An 18,681-nucleotide genomic window follows, 5' to 3' on the forward strand; every position below is an offset into this window, starting at 1 on the left:
ATCGACTACCAACCCTGCGTCCTGCCAGGCGACGTCAAAAGCCGCCAACGCGCCCACGGCGACTTCATGTGGCGCCAGTTCTACAACATGGTCCGTACCGGCGCCCAAGGCATCTACATCTCCATGTTCGACGAATACAACGAAGGCAACCAGATCGCCAAAAGCGCCGAAACCCTCGCCATGGTCCCCGCCAACTCCGGCATGCTCGCCCTCGACGAAGACGGCACCTTCTGCTCCTCGGACTACTACCTGCGCCTCACCGGAGACGGCGGACGCATGCTCAAAGGCCAGATCGCCCTCACCCCCACCCGCCCCACCCCACCGTCGGTCAACGGCGGGGGAGGAGACACCAACCTGGCGCGGGGCAAGGCGACGTCCGAGAGCGGTCACGTGCAGAATCTCGGGTCGCCCAACGTGGTCGACGGGGACGCCAACAGCTACTGGGAGAGTGTCAACAACGCGTTCCCGCAGTGGGTGCAGGTGGATCTGGGTGCGGCGGCGGCGGTCGGGCGGGTGGTTCTGAAGCTGCCGCCGTCGTCGGCGTGGCAGGCGCGGACGCAGACGTTGTCGGTGCAGGGGAGTTCGAACGGGTCCTCGTTCACGACGATCGTGGGTTCGGCGGGGTACACGTTCAATCCGTCGTCGGGGAACGCGGTGACGATCTCGTTCGCGCCGACCTCGGTGCGGTATGTGCGGCTCTCGTTCACCGGTAACACCGGCTGGCCCGCGGCGCAGCTCTCGGAGTTCGAGGTCTACGGTACGGCCGGTGACGGCGGCGACAAGCAGGCGCCGAGCGTGCCGGGCAACCTGACGGTGACCGGGAAGACGGCCACCACCGTCTCGCTGTCGTGGACCGCCTCCACCGACAACGTCGGCGTAACCGGCTACCAGGTGCTCCGCGCGGGCACGGTCGTGGCCACCGCCCCCGGCACCCCCTACACGGTGACCGGCCTGACCCCGGCCACGGCCTACACCTTCACCGTCACCGCCCAGGACGCGGCCGGCAACACCTCGGCGGCCTCGAACGCCGTGAGCGTGACCACGGACGCGGCGCCGAACACCAACCTGGCGCGGGGCAAGGCGACGTCCGAGAGCGGTCACGTGCAGAATCTCGGGTCGCCCAACGTGGTCGACGGGGACGCCAACAGCTACTGGGAGAGTGTCAACAACGCGTTCCCGCAGTGGGTGCAGGTGGATCTGGGTGCGGCGGCGGCGTTCGGGCGGGTGGTTCTGAAGCTGCCGCCGTCGTCGGCGTGGCAGGCGCGGACGCAGACGTTGTCGGTGCAGGGGAGTTCGAACGGGTCGTCGTTCACGACGATCGTGGGTTCGGCGGGGTACACGTTCGATCCGTCGTCGGGGAACGCGGTGACGATCTCGTTCGCCCCCACCTCGGCCCGGTATGTGCGGCTCTCCTTCACCGCCAACACCGGCTGGCCCGCGGCGCAGCTCTCGGAGTTCGAGGTCTACGGGGCATGACGCCCCCACCGGCTCCGGCCGTACGGACCGTACGACCTCGGGTGGCCGGAGCCGGCCAGATGCGGCTCGGCGGCGGCGTCAGGTGACACCGCCGCCGGTTTCCGCGTCCGGCTCGGCGTCCGGTTCGGCGTCCGGGCCGCCGCTCACTGGTGAAGGCTGGTCCAGACGGCGAGCGCCGTCCGCCACGCGACCAGCGTGATCTCAAGGCCCAGCCGCAGCCATTCCCGTCGTTCACGGTCGGAGTGCCTGCGGTCGTGTCGATTCCGCCTCTCGCCCATCTGGTCCCCCTCTGTCGTTCAGGGCCTGTTCAGAAGGCGGATGATCCGGGCCGGGCTCCGCCTGGTGTGCCGCTCCTCGTCGAGCGTCCCGCGCGGGGATGGGCGAATCCCTGGCCGAGGACCGGGGGGTTGGTCCGCGAGCCGTTTTCGAGGTGCGGCCATGCCGGGCGCGGCGGTAGGTGTCATCTCAGGTGCTCGCGCCGGCGGCAGGAGTTGCGCTTCGGCCGCGGTGCGAAATGTCGCACCTCACGCGCGCGAGTGTTGTCGCCATGATCGTACCCATGAGTAACAGGCCTATAACCTGCGAAGATCCTCCGGCTCGCCGCCGACCGCCCTGCCCGCGCCCGGCTCGCTCTCGTGGTGCGCCCGGTTCAGGGCCGTCACGTAGTAGGTGTACGCACCGGTGGGTGAGGCGGTGGTGTCGGTGAAGGAGGTCCCGCGCGTCGTGCCGAGCAGGTTACGCGCGTCGGCGAGCCGGCACGGGTCCGTCGTGGGTGTGCCGTCGACCCGGTAGACCGCGTACGAGGCCGCGCCGTGCGAGCCCCGCCGCCACGACAGCGCCACCCCGCCGGGGACGCGGGCCGCCGACCTGATCGAGGGCGCGCGCGGCGCGGTCGCGGTGCCGTACGCCGGTACCAGCGCGGGCCTCGCGTAGTGGTCGGCCGCCATCTGGCCGATGGCGCCGATCCGGTCGGCGCGGACGTCCTTGGCGCTGAAGAAGACGTCGCCGAGCACCTCGGGACGGCTCCGGTTGTAGTACAGGTGGTCGCTGAGCTCGCCGGGCCGCTGCCACGCCGGGTCCTGGCCCGCCACTCCGGCGCGGTAGGCGGCCTGCCCGACGAACAGTTGAACGCCGGTGTCCCTCACCACGTCGGCCCACCAGGCGGTGAGCACCTTGTAGTCGGCGACGGCGAATCCGATGTGCCAGTAGATCTGCGGCGTGAGGTAGTCGACCCAGCCCCGCTTCACCCACAGGCGGCTGTCGGCGTAGATCGCGTCGTAGGACTGCAGCCCGTTGGTGCCCGAGCCGAGCGGGTCGGTCGCGGCGTTGCGCCAGATGCCGAAGGGGCTGATGCCGAACCTGACCCAGGGCCTGGCCGCGTGGATGCGCCGGTCCAGCTCGCTCACCAGCAGGTTCACGTTGTTCCGCCGCCAGTCGCCGATATCGGAGAAGCCGCCACCGTACTCGGCGAAGGTCGCGTCGTCGGGTATCGTCTGGCCGCTGACGGGATACGGATAGAAGTAGTCGTCCAGGTGCACACCGTCGATGTCGTAACGGGTGACCGCGTCCATGATGGCGTCTTCGATGAAGGCGCGGACCGAGGGGATTCCCGGGTTGTAGTAGAGCTTGCCGCCGTAGGCGAAACGCCAGCCGGGGTTGCGCCGGGCGGGGTGGTCCGGCGTCAGCAGGCCGGGGTCGGCGTTGTTGGCGACGCGGTACGGGTTGAACCACGCGTGCAGCTCGATGTCGCGCGCGTGCGCCTCCTTGACCATGAACGCCAGCGGGTCGTATCCCGGGTTCACGCCTTGGGTGCCCGTGAGCCACTGCGACCACGGCTCGTGGCGTGACGGCCAGAACGCGTCGGCGGTCGGCCTGACCTGCACGACGACGGCGTTCATGTTCCGCTGCTCCGCGAGGTCGAGCCAGGAGCGGAACTCGGCCTGCTGCTCCGCCACGCTCAGGCCCGTCCGGCTCGGCCAGTCGATGTTGGCCACGCTGGAGATCCACATGGCGCGGAACTGCCGCTTCGGCGTCGCCGGGTCGGTCGGGCAGCCGGTGGGGACGCCGCTGGCGGGGGGCGCGGGATCCGCCCGCTGTGCCGCGGGACCGTCGTCCGCCCTCGCGAAGGGCGCCAGGGCGCCGGCGAGGACCAGGGCGAGGGCCATCGCCGTGCCGGCGGCGAGCCGCCTGGCGACGCCGCGATCGGGGGCTGCCGGGGTGAACCGCTCACGGCTCGCTCGATACGTGGTCACAGAAGGAAATCTTCAGTGCCTTCTTAGCGAAGTGCAATAGTCTTCAGCGGGTTTCCCTCCGGCGAATGTGGGCCCAGCGCCCGGTCCCGATGCCTGGAACGTGCCACCACGGGCGAGGGCGAGAATTTTCGGATACCACCCCAGTAATGTCAATTATCGACATTTGTCAGAAGTGCTCTTACTGTGACGGCACCCCCCACGCAAGGAGCACCCCCATGGCAGCCCCTCGATCCCGATTAGCCGCATTCGTCACCTGTGTCCTGGCCGCCTTCCTGGTCCTCGCCGGCGGCCCGGCGCTCGCCGCGCCGGAAGGCACCCTTGCCGCCGCCTTCGCCCAGGCCTCGACCGCCCAGGACGTGCCCCGTGACCTGCTCGTCGCGCTCGCCTACTCCGAGACCCACCTGGACGCCCACGGCGGCGAGCCGAGTGCGAGCGGCGGCTACGGCGTGATGCACCTGGTGGCCAACCGCACCACGCACACCCTCGAACGGGCGGCCGAGCTGGTCCGCCTGCCGGTGGCGACGCTGCGCACCGACACCGCCGCCAACATCCTCGGCGGCGCGGCGCTCCTGCGGTCGTACGCCGACGAGGCGGGGCTGGACGCCGGGGCCAGGAAGGACGCGGGCCGGTGGTACGCCGCCGTGGCCAGGTACGGCAATGCCTCCACGCCCGAGGTCGCCCGGCTCTACGCCGACACCGTCTATGAGCTCCTCGGCCTCGGAGTCCGGGCGGCCGGGGTGACGGTCGCCCCGAGGGAGGTCACGGCCGACCGAGGAGCCTACGCCCAGACGCTCGACCTCAACGCGCAGGCCGCGAGCCCCGACTACCCCGCCGCGAGCTGGGTGGCGGCGAGCTCCTCCAACTACACCGCCTCCAGCCGCCCGACGAGCTACGCGATCGACCGGGTCGTCGTCCACGTGACCCAGGGCTCCTACGCGGGCACGATCTCGTGGTTCCAGAACCCCAGCGCGCAGGTCTCGGCGCACTACGTCGTCCGGTCGTCCGACGGCGCCGTCACACAGATGGTCCGCGACAAGGACATCGCCTGGCACGCCGGGAACTGGGACTACAACACCAGGTCCATCGGGATCGAGCACGAGGGCTACGTCAGCGACGCCTCGTGGTTCACCGACGCGATGTACCGCTCCTCGGCCGCGCTGACCCGCGCCATCTGCGACAAGTACGGCATCCCGAAGGACCGCTCGCACATCATCGGGCACAGCCAGGTGCCCGGCGCGACGCACACCGACCCCGGCGCGTACTGGGACTGGACCAAGTACATGCAGTACGTCACCGGAGGCGGCGGCACCGCGTGGTCGGTCACCGTCGACAACGCCACCGCCGGGAAGTTCACCGCGGGCGCGAACTGGGGGACCTCCACCTACTCCGCACAGCGTTACGGCGCCGACTACCGTTACGCCACGCCCGTCGCCGCCAGCGATCCGGCCTGGTACCGGGCGGCCCTCCCCGCCTCGGGCGCCTACCGGGTGGAGGTCTGGTATCCGGCCGACGCCGGCTACAACAGCTCCGCGCCGTACATCGTCGCCGCCTCCGGCGGCAACCAGACGGTGTACGTCGACCAGCGCGCCGGTGGCGGCGGCTGGCGGAGCCTCGGCACCTTCACGCTCAACGCGGGGGACTACGACGTCGTCGCGGTGAGCAGGTGGACCTCCGGAACCGGCTACGTGGTCGCCGACGCCGTGCGGATCGTCCGGGTCTGAGGCCTCACGAGGGGCAAGGCTGGAGCGCGCCGCGGCCGAGCCGTGGCGCCTGCGGTCGCGATTTCTCCTCCCGGCTCGCCTGCGGCGCCTGCGCGGAGCCTCTGCGGCGACCAGGTCGGGGTGGACCGGGGGGAGGGCCGGTAGACAGGGACGAGGGTCCTTCGCTCAAGGGGACTTCGACTCTGTGATCGCGGGTCGCGCCGGAGGACCCTTGGAAGCGTAAGGCGATCTCGCCCTGAGTGTCAGCGGCGCGCGGCCGCCTTGCCGGCCAGGTGCGACGCTCCGAGAAAGAGGATCCTCATGAACAACCGCATCGCCCCTCCCGTACTGGAAGAGCTCGACGCCGACGAGTGCCTGAGGCTCATCTCCCCGGGCGGTGTCGGCCGGGTCGGCTTCAACACCCCCGCGGGTCCCGCCGTGCTCCCGGTCAACTACACGATGCACGGCAAGGCGGTGCTCTTCCGCACCGCGTTCGGCGGGCCGATGGACGAGGACCTGAGCACCGGGGTCAAGGGCGTCGAGTTCAAGATCGCGTTCGAGGTGGACCGAATCGACACCGAGACCCGCGAGGGCTGGAGCGTGCTCATCCAGGGGGCCGCGCACCGCATCTCCTCGGAGGAGGAGCTGGCCGCGCTGAGCGACTCCGCCGTGGAGCCCTGGGCCGGCGGCGAGCGGCGGCTGTACATCCGCGTCGACCCCGTGCAGCTCACCGGCCGCCGCATCCATCACTGACGAGTGGCGTCCCGGCTCGCCGGTCCCCGCCGGACCGGCTCGCCGGCGCTCCGCCCTGATGGAGCGTTCCCACCTGAGCCATGACAGGGACGGGCCCACTATCGCCGGAGGACCCGGGGGGAATAGCGTCCAAGGCATGATTCGGGTGTTCCTGGTGGATGACCATGAGGTCGTGCGGCGTGGCGTCGCGGCCCTGCTGGAGACGGAGGACGACATCGAGGTCGTCGGGGAGGCCGGGACGGCGGAGTCCGCCGTGGCGCGCATCCCGGCGCTCAGGCCGGACGTCGCGGTGCTCGACGTCCGGCTTCCCGACGGCAGCGGCGTGGACGTCTGCCGGGAGGTCCGCTCCCGCGTGCCCGGACTGGCCTGCCTGATGCTCACGTCGTTCGCCGACGAGGAGGCGCTGTTCAACGCTGTGATGGCGGGCGCGGCCGGGTGCGTGCTCAAGCAGATCCACGGATCGGACCTGGTCGGCGCGGTACGGACGGTGGCGGCGGGCCAGTCGCTGCTGGATCCGCAGACCACCGCGACCATGCTGCGGCGGCTGCGCGACCAGGCGGCACAGCAGGACCCGCTCGCCGCCCTCACCGGCCAGGAGCGGCACATCCTTGAGCTCATCGGCGAGGGGATGACCAACCGCCAGATCGGCGACCGGCTCCACCTGGCCGAGAAGACCATCAAGAACTACGTGTCGAACCTGCTGGCCAAGCTGAACATGCAGCGCCGTACCCAGGTCGCGGCCCTGGCGGCCCGCCTGAGGGCCGGCCACCCGGAAGGCGGCGGCCAGGGCGGCTGAGCGCCGCCCGTCCTCACCGCCGCGACCGCTCAGTATCAGGGGCCGCACGGGAGCGCAGCGGCCGGAGGGAGCCGCGGAGTGGTCGGGTGGGAGCGGAACGCACCGCGGGCCGGGGCCGTACACATGTGCCGGCGCCCGCCCTTCTCGGTGAAGGACGGGCGCCGCCGGTGCCATGAGAGGCCTACTTGAGGATGGGGTAGCGGCGCACGATCTCGGTGCCGCCCCACCACTCGCCGATGCCGAGGGTGTTGCCGGCGCCCACCAGGGCCAGGCCCGCCAGCACGACGGCGTAGATGAGGTGCTCGTCCATGAACGGGTTGGTCGCCAGCGGGAGTTCGGCGGCCCACATGAACACCAGGAGCACGCCGCCCGTCGTCGCGGCGATCCTCATTCCGGCCCCCAGGATGAGGGCGACGCCGATGCCGAGCAGGCCGGCCATGAACAGCCAGTCGAGCCACGCCTGGCCGGCCAGGCCGCTGAAGAACCCGCCGAGGGCATGGTCTGCGGTGCCCTTGAGGAACCCGGTGGTCGGGCTGCCGCCGTGGATCCAGGCGCGGTCGGCGGCGGTCGAGAAGCCCCAGCCGAAGGCCTTGTCGAGGAAGGCCCACAGGAAGATCCATCCGAGGGCGATACGGGCGACGGCCCAGACGTAGCCGGCGGCGCGGCTGTCCGCCTGCGCGGCGGCGGCCTTCACGACGGGGGTGCGGGGAGCGGCGTCACTGGTGTGGCGGCCTTCGGTGAGTGCCATGGCTGGCCCTTTCAGTGCGGGGGTCACTGTCTTTCTTCCACCTCGATCTCACCGTTTCCGCGCCCTGACGAGCAGCGCCATACGGCTGGGCCGCTCCCACCGGACTTCCCGGCTCACAGGGACCTTCGGCCCTGTCCCATCCCACCGGCCCGTGATCCGCCAGCCCAGGAGACGAGCCACCGGCCTTGGCAGGAGATGCCGCCTGGGCCCGGGCTTGGTGACTGGCCTTGGTAGGACGTGCCGCCTGGGCCCGCGCTTGGTGACTGGCCTTGGTAGGACGTGCCGTCTAGACCTGCGCGTGGTGCCTGGCCTTAACCTATGTTGAGGAAAGGTGTTAGGCTCGGGCCATGCCTCGCGCCCGTACCACGTTCCACGAACTGACCGTCGGCCAGCTGTCCGGCCGCAGCGGCGTGGCGGTGTCCGCCCTGCACTTCTACGAGCGCCACGGTCTCATCACCAGCACCAGGACGGCGAGCAACCAGCGCCGCTACGCCCGCGACGCCCTGCGCCGGGTCGCCTTCATCCGGGCCTCCCAGCGCGTCGGGATCCCCCTGGCCAAGATCCGCGAGGCCCTCGACGAGCTCCCGCACGAGCGAACCCCCACGCGTGACGACTGGGCGCGGCTGTCCACCGTCTGGCGGGCCGAGCTCGACACCCGCATCGCACGCCTGCTGGCCCTGCGTGACAACCTCACCGACTGTATCGGCTGCGGCTGCCTGTCCCTGCGCACCTGCCACCTCGCCAACCCGCGTGACGTCCTCGCCAGCGAGGGCCCAGGCGCCCGGCGCCTCCTCGACTGCTCGGCCGGCTCATCGGCGGACGGCGTCTGCCAGCCATCGGCGGACGACGGCGCCCGCGAGCGGCAGCGGCACGGTTCCCGCACCGAGGCCCACATCGACGAGCAGGTCGAAGACCTCCTTGCGCCGGGCGGCGGTGCCGATCGCCGCGTCGATGAAGCCGGGTGACTGGGCGGCACGGGCGAGCACGTCGGTGGTGCGCAGGTGGCGTCCGAGGGCCATCCGCACCCCGCGCCGGTACGCGGGCAAAGGGTCCCGGTCCGCCAGCACGGCCGCCTCGCCCGCGAGCCGGCCCGACAGCAGGGCGTAGTAGATGCCTTCTCCCGTGAGCGGGTTGATGAGGCTGGCGGCGTCCCCGGCGAGCATCACCCGGCCCGCGCCGAGCCTCGGCCGGCCGGGGGACAGCGGCAGGTGGTGGGCGCGCAGGTCGCGGGCGGGCAGGTGGGGCAGCAGTTCGGCGAGCCGTCCGTGGAGCACCTCGCGGCCGGGCAGCCCGGTGGCGCGCAGCCGGGGCAGGAGCATCCCGAAGCCCACGTTCGCGGTGCCGTCGCCGATCGGGAACGACCACGCGTACGCGGGCCATCCCTCCTTCTGCATGGCGATGAGCTGCACGTCGTCCTCGCCGGGCACGTCGGCGTAGCCGCGGACGGCGATCGCGACGTGCTTGTCCGGAGTTGCGGCGACGCCGATGAGGCGCCGTACGGCCGAGTTGGCCCCGTCGGCGGCGACGACGGCACGGGCGGCGATGACCCCGTCGAGGACGACGTGGCCGTCCTCCGCGGCCAGCGCGCGAACGCGGTGGCGGCGTACGTCGACGCCGAGGGCCCGTGCGGCGTCGACGAGGCGTGCGTCGAAGACCATGCGGGGGACGACGTGGTTGGGCCGGGCGACCGTGGCGGAGACCCGCGCGCCACCGGGGGAGACCACCGTCAGCCGCCGCGTCGGCCGGTAGTCGGCTATCAGGTCGGGGATCCCGAGCAGGGCCAGCTCGTCGCGACAGTGGGCGGCGATGCCGTCGCCGCAGGCCTTGTCGCGGGGGAAGTCCGCCTTGTCGAGCAGCAGCACCCGCGCCTCCGGCCTGAGCCGTTTGGCGCGGAGGGCGGCCGCGCTCCCGGCCGGGCCGCCGCCGACCACCACCAGATCCCACATGTCGTCCACCTTGGACAGCCTGCCACTCCGCGCGCGGGCGAAACCGCTCCGCCGCGTCAGCGCGCGGTGCGGAGGGCGTCGCGTGCGTCCATGAGCGCGAAGCCGAGCAGGTTGAGGCCCTGCCAGGTGGCGGCGGGCCCGCCATGACGATCAGACACGCGCCCCGCGGGCGCGGTTCGCGGCCAGTCGGAAGCGCCGGAGTCGCGGGTCCGGTTCGCGGTCAGGCGGGAGCGCCGAAGTCCTTGGCGTGGTCGGTGGCCCACTGGCGGAACGGGGTCGCCGGTGCCCCGGTCACCTCCTCCACGGTGGAGGTGACCGGCTCGGTCGCCGTCACCATCTGGGCGTGCGCGCCGAGGACGCCTTCCGCCAGCGCGGCCGGCCACCCCTGGGCGATCATCTCCTGGAGCGCCGACTCCGGTGCGAGCTCCTCCCACCGCACCGGGCGGCCGATCGCCTCGCCGATCGCGTGCACCTGCTCGACCTGGGTCAGCGTCTCGGGGCCCGTCAGCACGTATCTGGCTCCGCCGTGCCCCTCGCCGGTGAGAGCGCTCACCCCCACGGCCGCGATGTCCCGCTCGTGGATCAGCGGCCTGGAGGCCGCTCCGTGGGCCCAGCGGACGACGCCCGTGTCGCGGATCTGCGACGCCCACATCAGGGTGTTGGTCGCGAACCCCCCTGGACGCAGGAACGTCCACTCCGGTCCTGACCGCTCGATCAGGCGCTCAAGGAGTGCGTGCGACCCGAGGATGGTCTCCGGCCCCGCGTCGCCGGACGCGCCGTTCGAAGAAAGGTAGACGATGCGCCCGGCGTGTCCGACGCGCTTGGCGATCGCCTCGATGGTCACGGGCGCGGCCTGGTCGGCCGAAAGGGTGGGCCAGACCAGGAACACCGACGCGACCCCCTCCAGCGCGGCATCCAGGGTGGTGGGATCGGCCAGGTCGCCGCCCGCCACCTCCGCGCCTTCCGGCACGACGGCCGAGGCGGGGCTCCGGGTCAGCACACGCACCCCGGCGCCCCTCTCCAGCAACTGGGCTACAACGTGCCGGCCCACATTGCCGGTGCCCCCGGTAACCAGGATCATCAAAATGCCTCTCTCGTCGTCGGCCACGCGCGATGTCCCGCTCAGCATGTGCCCTCAACTTTGGTTGAGGTCAAGCGCGACGGCGACGGCCACCGCGACACCGCGGACGCCTGGACGGCCGGCGTCGTCTAAGAACGCGGTCACGTCAGGGGCGTCGAAGGTAGCGTGGGGCACGTCGAGATCTTCGGTCGGACGGCGAACGTAGGAACTCCATCCTGGAAGGCCTCGACCCCCGCCCCGCGACCGCCGCGCACACCCCGGCTCCACCCTCAACTGCGGAGAGCCGCTTCCCTGCCCCCACTTCAGGAGCCGACGATGGATAACGAGATTCAGCTGATCAGTGACGGCGATGGACTGGCGGTCATCGGGAATCCGACCGAAGTCGAACGCTGACCGTCAGCCTCGTGGACTCTCCGGTTGGACTGCGGGCCTCACCTACACCCTCGAATGGCGATGAGCCCGTTTGCCGATCGTCGGCGCAGTGGCGGCACATGTTGATATGAATCCAAAGGAGATTCGGCTTTCATGGTTCGACGTAGAACGTGGTTGTGGACCGGATCGATCCTGGGGGTGATCGGCTCACTTGGCGCCGTGACTCTCGTCGCGTCATCTACCGCCGAGACAAATGAGCGAGAAGCACCTGCCTTAGAGGTAGGTGGACGGCTCCCCGGCCACGACCCAAAGATCATTCATGCGGTCGAAGGCCTCTTTGCCGGAGACAGTGGACGTTATGCCGCGACGGAGGAGCTGATATATCGTTGTATGACCGGCAAAGGGCTTCCTTACGTCAAGCGCAAGGGCCCAGACCGGGACGCTAACCCCACGCTGGTAGCCGATACATACGGCACTCCTCTGAGCGAGGCTCGTAGTACTGGATATCGTTCCAAGGAGCACCTTCAGACTTCCGAAGACGGTGACTCGTCCGGACTCGGCCAACTCTCCGAAAAAGACAAGCAGAGGTGGGGGGATGCCTTCTTCGGACGCGATGACGCTCCAGTGGTGAGCGTCACTCTGCCGCAGGGGGGAACCACCGAGACTTCGAGCGACGGGTGTCTGTCAGAGGCGCGTTCGAGGCTGTTCGGATCGCTGGAGGATTGGTTGAAGTGGGGTACCTTCGCGGGCTCGTTCGCGATGGAAGTACAACAGCAGGTGAAATCCGACAGCCGAATCACCGATTTGAACAGGCGGTGGTCGGACTGCATGGCTGAAGCTGGTCACATGGGTCTCAAAGATCCGGAAGCCGCCCGAGAGGTGGCCGCGAGCGGGCATGCGCTCCAAAGGGTCGACTCCGAGGAGGCGCAGAACAGGGAAGTGGAGCTTGCTACAGCCGATGCCAAGTGTGATTCGGCGATCAGCTATTCGGAGAATCGTCGCAAGATCGAAGATCAATTCTATGCGACCGGGTTGGCCAAGCATGAGTCGGACATCGCCGGTCTTCGTAAAATGAACGACCGGGCTTCGGCTGAAGCTCGGAAGATCCAGGAAACCCCTTATTGATGTCCCGGCGCCGTTCTCTCGAATCAGAATCAGCACTGGGGCGCTGATGTTGCGGCGATGAATTCGCTCTCGTCCGCCGCGACCACCCCAACGCTGACCAGTACACCGCCCGGCGGCGACGTCGAGACGGACGAGGACCTTCTCGCACCCGTGGCCGGGAACCCGTCGTGCCGAGCCGCGCCGGGGGTGGTCAGGGGCGTAGTGCTGCGAGGTGCTGCTCGAACGGGACGACGGTGTCGGCGTCCGCCCGCTCCGGGGTGGCCGGTCGGCGTAGGACGAGGTCGGCCAGCTCATCCGCCGCGCGGCCGATCCGGCCGGCGAGGTCGTCGCCGGCGCCCGCGCTCCCGGCCGTCCCCCAGTCCTCGGAGGCGGCGTACACAGCGGTGGGCACGACGATCGCGCGCAGGTAGGCGAACAGGGGACGCAGCGCGTGTTCGAGCGCGAGCGAGTGCCGGGCCGTGCCACCGGACGCCGCGATGAGCACGGGTTTTCCGGTGAGCGCGGCGTTGTCGATCACGTCGAAGAACGACTTGAACAGCCCGCTGTAGGAGGCGGTGAAGATCGGGGTGACGGCGATGAGGCCGTCGGCCTCAGCGATCGCGTCCAGCGCCTCACGCAGGCGGGCGCCGGGGAACCCCGTCACCAGGTTGTTGGCGATGTCGGTCGCCAGGTCGCGCAGCTCGACCACGCGGACCTCGACCGTACGCTCCTCGGCCAGGCGCCGCCTGGCCGCCTCCAGCAGCCGGTCGGCCAGCAGGCGTGTCGACGAGGGCCGGCTGAGTCCCGCCGACACGGCTACGAGCTTCAGGGGCTTCATCTGCTCCTCCATGGGGTGCGGGGGTCGGTCAGGAGGGGGAGCCGGCGGCGACCGCGCGCTCCTCGTCCGCCTCGGCGTCGCGGCGGGCGACGAGGGCTTCGTGGGTGGGGCCGTCCGGCACCTGGGCCGGCCTGCCGGAGGCGAACTCCCTGCGCAGCACGGGCACGACCTCCTCGCCGAGGATGTCGAGCTGCTCCAGCACGGTCTTCAGCGGCAGGCCCGCGTGGTCCATCAGGAACAGCTGCCGCTGGTAGTCGCCGAAGGACTCCCTGAAGGTCAGCGTCTTGTCGATGACCTCCTGAGGGCTTCCCACCGTGAGCGGCGTCTGGTCGGTGAACTCCTCCAGCGAGGGGCCGTGGCCGTACACGGGCGCGTTGTCGAAGTACGGGCGGAACTCGCGCACGGCGTCCTGGGAGTTCTTGCGCATGAACACCTGGCCGCCGAGCCCCACGTAGGCCTGCTCGGGCGTGCCGTGGCCGTAGTGGGCGAACCGCTCCCTGTACAGCCGGATCAGGCGGATGAAGTGCTCCTTGGGCCAGAAGATGTTGTTGGCGAAGAACCCGTCACCGTAGTACGCCGCCTGCTCGGCGATCTCGGGGCTGCGGATCGACCCGTGCCACACGAACGGAGCGACCCCGTCGAGCGGCCGGGGGGTTGAGGTGAAGCCCTGCAGGGGCGTGCGGAAGTTTCCCTGCCAGTCCACGACGTCCTCGCGCCACAGCCGGTGCAGCAGCGCGTAGTTCTCGACGGCCAGCGGGATGCCCTGGCGGATGTCCTGGCCGAACCACGGGTACACCGGCCCGGTGTTGCCCCGTCCGAGCATCAGGTCGACGCGCCCGCCGGCCAGATGCTGGAGCATCGCGAAGTCCTCGGCGATCTTCACCGGGTCGTTGGTGGTGATGAGGGTCGTGGCCGTGGAGAGGATGATCCGCTCGGTCCGCGCGGCGATGTAGCCGAGCATGGTCGTGGGCGAGGACGGCACGAACGGCGGGTTGTGGTGCTCGCCGGTCGCGAAGACGTCGAGGCCGACCTCTTCGGCCTTCAGCGCGATGGCGACCATCGACGTGATCCGCTCGTGCTCACTCGGTGTCCTGCCCGTGGTGGGATCCGTGGTGACGTCGCCTACGGTGAAGATCCCGAACTGCATCGCGCTCATCCGTCCCTCATGTCGTTGAAGTTTCAACCGTCCTCAGCGTAGCGGCGGGGCGACTTATTCCGGTCAGGACGGCCTGACGGGCCGTACGGCGGGGATCATCGGGGGGAGCGGGCGGGGGCCGGGCTCATTCGTCCTCTCCGATGTCCTCGTTCCACAGGGCCGGGTTGGCGGCGATGAAGGCGGTCATCAGGTCGGAGCACTCCTCGGAGTCCAGGACGAGCACGTTCACGCCGTTGGCGGCGAGCCACTCGTGCTGGCCCGTGAAGGTACGGCTCTCGCCGACGACGAGCCCGGTGATGCCGAACTGGCGGATCAGGCCGCTGCAGTACCAGCAGGGCGACAACGTCGTCACCATGGTGGTTCCCCGGTAGGTCCGCTGGCGGCCCGCGTCGCGGAAGGCGGCCGTCTCGCCGTGCACCGACGGGTCGCCGTCCTGGACGCGGCGGTTGCGGCCCCGGCCGAGCAATCGGCCGTCCGCCGCGAACAGCGCGGCGCCGATCGGGATGCCGCCCTCGGCGTACCCCAACCTGGCCTCCTCCAGCGCTACCCGAAGCATGGCGGCCGGACTGACAACGTTGCTGGTCATGAGCCAACTATCGCCCATCCCGCACGCCCTCGCGCGGGGCCCGGGCGCGCGTGCCGGCGTGCCCGGGCCCCGCGTGCCCGTCAGGTGCGGGTCCACTTCTGGTTGGCGCCTCCGGTGCAAGTCCACAGCTCCACCAGCGTGCCGTTGGCGGTCGCCTCGCCGGTGACGTCCAGGCACAGGCCCGACTGCACGCCGGTGACCGTGCCGTCGGTGTTGAGGTTCCACTGCTGGTTCGCGCCGGTGTTGCAGTCCCAGATGATCACCTTGGTGCCGGGCGCGGTGCCGCCCGCCTCGGCGTCCAGGCACTTGCTTCCGTACACCTGGAACTGCTTGCCGGAGGTGAGGTTCCACTGCTGGTTCGCGCCGCCGTTGCAGTCCCAGATCGCCACCTGAGTGCCGTTCGCCTGGGACTGGGCGGGGACGTCGAGACAGCGGCTCGACGCGGCGCCGCGAAGTACGCCGGACGAGCCGTTGCCCGGTCCGGGCGTGATCGACAGGTTGTCGAACTGCGCCGTCTCGGTCGCGCCCGTGCCGATGCCGACCTGGCCGGCACCCCAGGTCGCGTCGGTGACCGTGCCCACCGTCGTACCGTCGATCTTGGCGGTGATCGTCGAGCCCGAGAAGCCGAGGGAGAGGGTGTGCCACCGGTTGGTGCCGAGGGCGGCCACGGTGCCGCCGCGCAGCGTCGTGACGGCGTTGGCGGTGGTGTTGCGCTGGATCGACCAGGCGCCGGAGTCGCTGACCTGCAGGTAGTACGCGTTCTGCCCGGCCGGGTCGTAGCGCTGCGTGCCCCCGCGGCCGATGAGCTTGACGTAGCCCGCCTGCTCCAGCAGGACGTCGGAGGTCACGGTGTAGTTGCTCCAGTTCACGTCGCCGAGCAGCGCGTACGGGTCGTAGTCCCCGTCCCACGTGATCGGCATGCGCGGGGCCATCTGCCGTACGCACCGGCCCGGGCGGCCCGCGCCGCAGGCGGTCACCTCGAAGGCCCCCTGCTGGTCCATCAGGTACTTGGCCTCCTTGCCCACCGCGTAGCCGTCGTAGGTGTCGGAGTACGGCAGCGCCATCGACCCGGACGCGGGGCTCGTGGCGGTGCCCTTGCCCTGGCCCGTGGTCGTCGTGATGGTGTACACGCGGCCGGGCTGGACGGTCAGCGAGTAGGCGCCGCCCGAGGGAGTGATGTCGGCGCCGCGCACCAGGTGGTCGGCGGGGTTGGTGGAGTTGAGGTCGGTCGACCAGACGTGAACGGTGCCGGTGGACAGGCCCCCGGTGACGGTGAGGTTCAGCGTCTGGGCCGCGGTCGCGTCCACGGTCTCGATGATCGTGCTGTAGCCGGAGTTGTCGGGCGACTTCAGCGAGACGTAGCTGCCGTTGGTGCGGACCCCGCCGATGTAGCCGCTGGAGGAGTCCAGATAGCGCCAGCCGGGCGCGGTGAACTGGGTGGTCTGCGCCATCGTCCAGGCGTTCCTGCCGACCGCGTAGTAGCCCGACCACGGCTGGGGCGCGATGGCGACGCCCATCGTGGGCCACGGGATGTTCGGGGTGATGGCGGCGACGATCGGCCAGTTGAGATAGGCGGTCATCTTGCCGTCGATGTAGTCGCGGTTGATGCCACGCGCGAGGGCCTTGGCTCCGTCGTTGTAGTCGTCGGAGCCGTTCTCGCTGGCCCACAGCGCCTTGCCGGAGTTGACGGCGTTCGTGGAGCTGGGGCAGTTGGTCTGGGCGCTCCGGTAGCCGCACACGTAGTGCGATCCGAAGATGTCCACGGCGTTGCGGAAGGCCGTGTTGTTCACCGCGTCGTCGGCCGCCCCCCAGCTGGTGTCGTCAGCCACGATCTTGACGTTGCCGAAGCCGTTGGCGTCCAGGGCGGCGTTCAGGTTGATGTACCAGTTGAGGTCACGGCCCCGCTCGTTCCAGCCGCCCAGGTAGTCGATGGTCAGCCCGTGGCCGTTCTTGGCGCACTTCAGCCAGTCGACCAGGTAGTTCACCATGTCCTGCGACCAGAAGGCGCGGTTGCCGATCCATCCCGGGGCGCCCCAGGACAGGCCCGCCAGCTTGATGTTCGGGTTGCGCGCCTTGGCCTGCTCCATCAGCCACCACTCGTACCCCCGGTCGCAGTCGAGGTCCGCGGCGGTGTGCCTGTGGCTAGGCTCGGCGCCGCTGGTCGAGTTGGTGTCGCCGCCGATCTCCACCTTCAGGATCTGCACGGCCGCTCCGTAGCCGGGCTTGAACATGTAGTCCAGGATCTGCCCGCGCTGGGGCTCGGGGTAGTCGATCAGCAGGCGGCTGTTGCCTCCGCCGCCGCTGATCGCGCCCACGCCGTCGAGCGTACGGCCGCCCGAGCCGCCGTTGATCGTGATGGACGCGGCCGCCAGGGCGGGCGTCTGGACGGCGAGTACGGTCACGACGGACATGACGGTGAGCAGGGCCAGCGCCATGGAGCGGAGCCTGCCTGCTCGGCGGTTTCTGAGGGCCGGTCTGTGGTTCCTGAAGGCCGGTCGAGGAACGGATCCTTGAGCCATGGGGGGTCCCTTCAGAAGGGTCTGGTTCAGCGCGGTGACACCGTCGACCAGGTGTCACATAAAGCACCAGATTCGCACTTGATTGAACACTGGCGCCCCCCACTGAATAGCGGCCGACCGGTCGAGTCAAGGGCGCGTCCACCATGCAACTCCACGTGGTCGACGCCCACATCGGCGGCACCGTGATGGCCGGTGTATGGACTCGCCGGCCCATGCCACGCCGGCATGCCAACTTTTCCTCCGAAAGGCGCGTCTCACCCTTATGGGAATATTGTTTCGCGGTACCGCCGCAGCCGTCGCCTTTCTCGTCTCTACGGGGCCGGCAGCCGCCCACGCCATGGCGCCGGCCGGTCCGTGGAGTGTCGTCCATAATGACCGCCGCGACTCCTACGACGCGGTGACGGTGACGCCGGGCGGGGCGGTCTGGGTCGCCGGGACGAGGCGTCCGGATCGCGGATCGACCGGTGCCGAGTCGCTCCTGTTGAAGGGCGGCCGGTCCACCTTCAAGCGTGTCACCGGGCCGGGCTTCCGGGTGAAGCGGCTGACGTCGGCGTCCGACACCAGGGTCTGGGCGTTCGGCGCGTCGCGATACGCCCGGTGGGACGGCAAGCACTGGCAGGTCAAGCGATGGCCCTACGGCCGGGTGGATCGGGCGTACGACATCGGCAGGAACCTGTGGGTCATCGAGGACTCTAGCGCGTTCCCGTCGGCCGGTAACGCTGGGTGGAAGGCGCGGTCCACGCTGCGGCGCCTGGCCGGGTCGGTGTGGCGCGGGGTCCACACGCCGATCGTGGTCAAAGGACTCGACGGCGCGTGGGCGGCGGGCTCGGTGCGGGGCACGGCGGCTCTGGCCCGCTGGACCGGCACGGCTTGGCGTGCGGTCGCACTCCCAGCGATTCCGTCCGCACACTCGGGCCAGATCTCGGAGCTGACGGATGTCGCGGTCGACGGTGAGACCGGCCGGGTGATGGCCGTCGGCTGGGTCGCCTGGCCGTGCGGCGGTGCGAAGCACTCCTTCTGCGGTGAGACTTTGCTGCTGTCCGGCTATCCGGGCGGCTGGAACTTCGAGGTCCGTGGTGAACCGGGCATCCAGCCGCGCGCCCAGGCGGAGCCCGACGGCAGAGGCGGGGCCTGGATCGTCTACGACGCCAAGGGCGGAGGCAGCGGGTTTCTGCACATCGGCGTCGATAGTGTCGAGTCGGGCACCTTTCCGGCTCCGCCGAACCAGAACGCGTCCGTCCGTGACCTCGCCATCCAGCCGGAGAGCGGTTCCGTCTGGGCGGTCGGCGCGGCACCTTCTGGCGGCAGCGGTTTGATCTGGGCCCACGGCCGCTGAGTGGGTGAACGTCTTGGG

Annotated in this window: 15 protein-coding genes and 1 pseudogene; 7 read left to right on the plus strand and 9 right to left on the minus strand. The window is 70.2% G+C overall.

Features of this window, described 5'->3' with window-relative positions; translation table 11 throughout:
• Nucleotides 1–1,476, plus strand: a 1,476-nt coding sequence (locus tag ACGFIV_RS30425; protein ID WP_392838355.1) for a discoidin domain-containing protein, incomplete at its 5' end; no start/stop codon positions are given.
• A gap of 143 nt (nt 1,477–1,619) precedes the next feature.
• Here ACGFIV_RS30425 and ACGFIV_RS30430 read toward each other — a convergent pair.
• Entirely contained in the window at nt 1,620–1,754 is a 135-nt protein-coding gene (locus tag ACGFIV_RS30430) for a hypothetical protein (RefSeq protein ID WP_358561157.1), read from the minus strand.
• A 294-nt stretch (nt 1,755–2,048) separates the two neighbouring features.
• Complete coding sequence (locus ACGFIV_RS30435) at nt 2,049–3,728, minus strand: glycoside hydrolase family 10 protein (RefSeq protein WP_392838356.1); 1,680 nt, start codon at nt 3,726–3,728, stop codon at nt 2,049–2,051.
• Between the two features lie 215 nt (nt 3,729–3,943).
• Between ACGFIV_RS30435 and ACGFIV_RS30440 the strand changes: the two genes are divergently transcribed.
• The 3 genes from ACGFIV_RS30440 to ACGFIV_RS30450 all read left to right on the plus strand — a co-directional run bounded on the left by ACGFIV_RS30440 (nt 3,944) and on the right by ACGFIV_RS30450 (nt 6,977).
• Entirely contained in the window at nt 3,944–5,449 is a 1,506-nt protein-coding gene (locus ACGFIV_RS30440) for an N-acetylmuramoyl-L-alanine amidase (protein WP_392838357.1), read from the plus strand.
• Between the two features lie 300 nt (nt 5,450–5,749).
• Complete coding sequence (locus ACGFIV_RS30445; RefSeq protein ID WP_358561148.1) at nt 5,750–6,181, plus strand: pyridoxamine 5'-phosphate oxidase family protein; 432 nt, start codon at nt 5,750–5,752, stop codon at nt 6,179–6,181.
• 136 nt (nt 6,182–6,317) lie between these two features.
• The gene (locus ACGFIV_RS30450) at nt 6,318–6,977 is read left to right on the plus strand and encodes a response regulator (RefSeq protein WP_392838358.1); all 660 of its coding nucleotides are present in this window, start codon (nt 6,318–6,320) and stop codon (nt 6,975–6,977) included.
• Nucleotides 6,978–7,158: 181 nt separating this feature from the next.
• Here the strand turns inward: ACGFIV_RS30450 and ACGFIV_RS30455 are convergent, their stop codons facing one another.
• A complete protein-coding gene (locus tag ACGFIV_RS30455) occupies nt 7,159–7,725 on the minus strand; it encodes a hypothetical protein (protein ID WP_392838359.1) in 567 nt (188 codons plus the stop codon).
• Nucleotides 7,726–8,072: 347 nt separating this feature from the next.
• Between ACGFIV_RS30455 and soxR the strand changes: the two are divergent.
• Nucleotides 8,073–8,519 (plus strand): annotated as a pseudogene (gene soxR / locus ACGFIV_RS30460) (redox-sensitive transcriptional activator SoxR); the annotation flags it as partial.
• A 15-nt stretch (nt 8,520–8,534) separates the two neighbouring features.
• Here soxR and ACGFIV_RS30465 read toward each other — a convergent pair.
• Nucleotides 8,535–9,671, minus strand: a complete 1,137-nt coding sequence (locus ACGFIV_RS30465; RefSeq protein WP_392838379.1) for an NAD(P)/FAD-dependent oxidoreductase — start codon at nt 9,669–9,671, stop codon at nt 8,535–8,537.
• Nucleotides 9,672–9,891: 220 nt separating this feature from the next.
• Nucleotides 9,892–10,752, minus strand: coding sequence for an NmrA family NAD(P)-binding protein (locus ACGFIV_RS30470; RefSeq protein WP_392838360.1), 861 nt, complete (start codon nt 10,750–10,752; stop codon nt 9,892–9,894).
• Between the two features lie 525 nt (nt 10,753–11,277).
• Here ACGFIV_RS30470 and ACGFIV_RS30475 point away from each other — a divergent pair.
• Nucleotides 11,278–12,249 (plus strand): hypothetical protein, encoded by a 972-nt coding sequence (locus tag ACGFIV_RS30475; RefSeq protein ID WP_358560604.1) that lies wholly within the window; start codon nt 11,278–11,280, stop codon nt 12,247–12,249.
• A gap of 190 nt (nt 12,250–12,439) precedes the next feature.
• On the opposite strand, the gene ACGFIV_RS30480 is transcribed toward ACGFIV_RS30475, so the two are convergent.
• The 4 genes from ACGFIV_RS30480 to ACGFIV_RS30495 form a co-directional block, all read right to left on the minus strand.
• The gene (locus ACGFIV_RS30480; protein ID WP_392838361.1) at nt 12,440–13,066 is read right to left on the minus strand and encodes an FMN reductase; all 627 of its coding nucleotides are present in this window, start codon (nt 13,064–13,066) and stop codon (nt 12,440–12,442) included.
• A gap of 28 nt (nt 13,067–13,094) precedes the next feature.
• A complete protein-coding gene (locus tag ACGFIV_RS30485) occupies nt 13,095–14,213 on the minus strand; it encodes an LLM class flavin-dependent oxidoreductase (protein WP_392838380.1) in 1,119 nt (372 codons plus the stop codon).
• 133 nt (nt 14,214–14,346) lie between these two features.
• Nucleotides 14,347–14,808: a nucleoside deaminase gene (locus ACGFIV_RS30490; protein ID WP_358560600.1), complete on the minus strand. Its 462-nt coding sequence runs from the start codon at nt 14,806–14,808 to the stop codon at nt 14,347–14,349.
• Between the two features lie 80 nt (nt 14,809–14,888).
• Nucleotides 14,889–17,243 carry an RICIN domain-containing protein gene (locus tag ACGFIV_RS30495; RefSeq protein ID WP_392838362.1) on the minus strand — a complete coding sequence of 785 codons (2,355 nt, stop codon included), beginning with the start codon at nt 17,241–17,243 and terminating at the stop codon, nt 14,889–14,891.
• A gap of 421 nt (nt 17,244–17,664) precedes the next feature.
• Here ACGFIV_RS30495 and ACGFIV_RS30500 point away from each other — a divergent pair, with 421 nt between their 5' ends.
• The gene (locus ACGFIV_RS30500; RefSeq protein ID WP_358561616.1) at nt 17,665–18,663 is read left to right on the plus strand and encodes a hypothetical protein; all 999 of its coding nucleotides are present in this window, start codon (nt 17,665–17,667) and stop codon (nt 18,661–18,663) included.
• Nucleotides 18,664–18,681 lie beyond the last annotated feature (18 nt).

This window comes from Sphaerisporangium sp. NPDC049003, from assembly GCF_043197795.1.
Taxonomy (GTDB): domain Bacteria; phylum Actinomycetota; class Actinomycetes; order Streptosporangiales; family Streptosporangiaceae; genus Sphaerisporangium.

What these genes read in the sequence shown, in the direction of transcription:
- ACGFIV_RS30430 (WP_358561157.1), bottom strand. Translation starts at nt 1,754, where the DNA reads ATGGGCGAGAGGCGGAATCGACACGACCGCAGGCACTCCGACCGTGAA.
- ACGFIV_RS30440 (WP_392838357.1), top strand. Translation starts at nt 3,944, where the DNA reads ATGGCAGCCCCTCGATCCCGATTAGCCGCATTCGTCACCTGTGTCCTG.
- ACGFIV_RS30445 (WP_358561148.1), top strand. Translation starts at nt 5,750, where the DNA reads ATGAACAACCGCATCGCCCCTCCCGTACTGGAAGAGCTCGACGCCGAC.
- ACGFIV_RS30450 (WP_392838358.1), top strand. Translation starts at nt 6,318, where the DNA reads ATGATTCGGGTGTTCCTGGTGGATGACCATGAGGTCGTGCGGCGTGGC.
- ACGFIV_RS30455 (WP_392838359.1), bottom strand. Translation starts at nt 7,725, where the DNA reads ATGGCACTCACCGAAGGCCGCCACACCAGTGACGCCGCTCCCCGCACC.
- ACGFIV_RS30465 (WP_392838379.1), bottom strand. Translation starts at nt 9,671, where the DNA reads ATGTGGGATCTGGTGGTGGTCGGCGGCGGCCCGGCCGGGAGCGCGGCC.
- ACGFIV_RS30470 (WP_392838360.1), bottom strand. Translation starts at nt 10,752, where the DNA reads ATGATCCTGGTTACCGGGGGCACCGGCAATGTGGGCCGGCACGTTGTA.
- ACGFIV_RS30475 (WP_358560604.1), top strand. Translation starts at nt 11,278, where the DNA reads ATGGTTCGACGTAGAACGTGGTTGTGGACCGGATCGATCCTGGGGGTG.
- ACGFIV_RS30480 (WP_392838361.1), bottom strand. Translation starts at nt 13,066, where the DNA reads ATGAAGCCCCTGAAGCTCGTAGCCGTGTCGGCGGGACTCAGCCGGCCC.
- ACGFIV_RS30485 (WP_392838380.1), bottom strand. Translation starts at nt 14,213, where the DNA reads ATGCAGTTCGGGATCTTCACCGTAGGCGACGTCACCACGGATCCCACC.
- ACGFIV_RS30490 (WP_358560600.1), bottom strand. Translation starts at nt 14,808, where the DNA reads ATGACCAGCAACGTTGTCAGTCCGGCCGCCATGCTTCGGGTAGCGCTG.
- ACGFIV_RS30495 (WP_392838362.1), bottom strand. Translation starts at nt 17,243, where the DNA reads ATGGCGCTGGCCCTGCTCACCGTCATGTCCGTCGTGACCGTACTCGCC.
- ACGFIV_RS30500 (WP_358561616.1), top strand. Translation starts at nt 17,665, where the DNA reads ATGGCGCCGGCCGGTCCGTGGAGTGTCGTCCATAATGACCGCCGCGAC.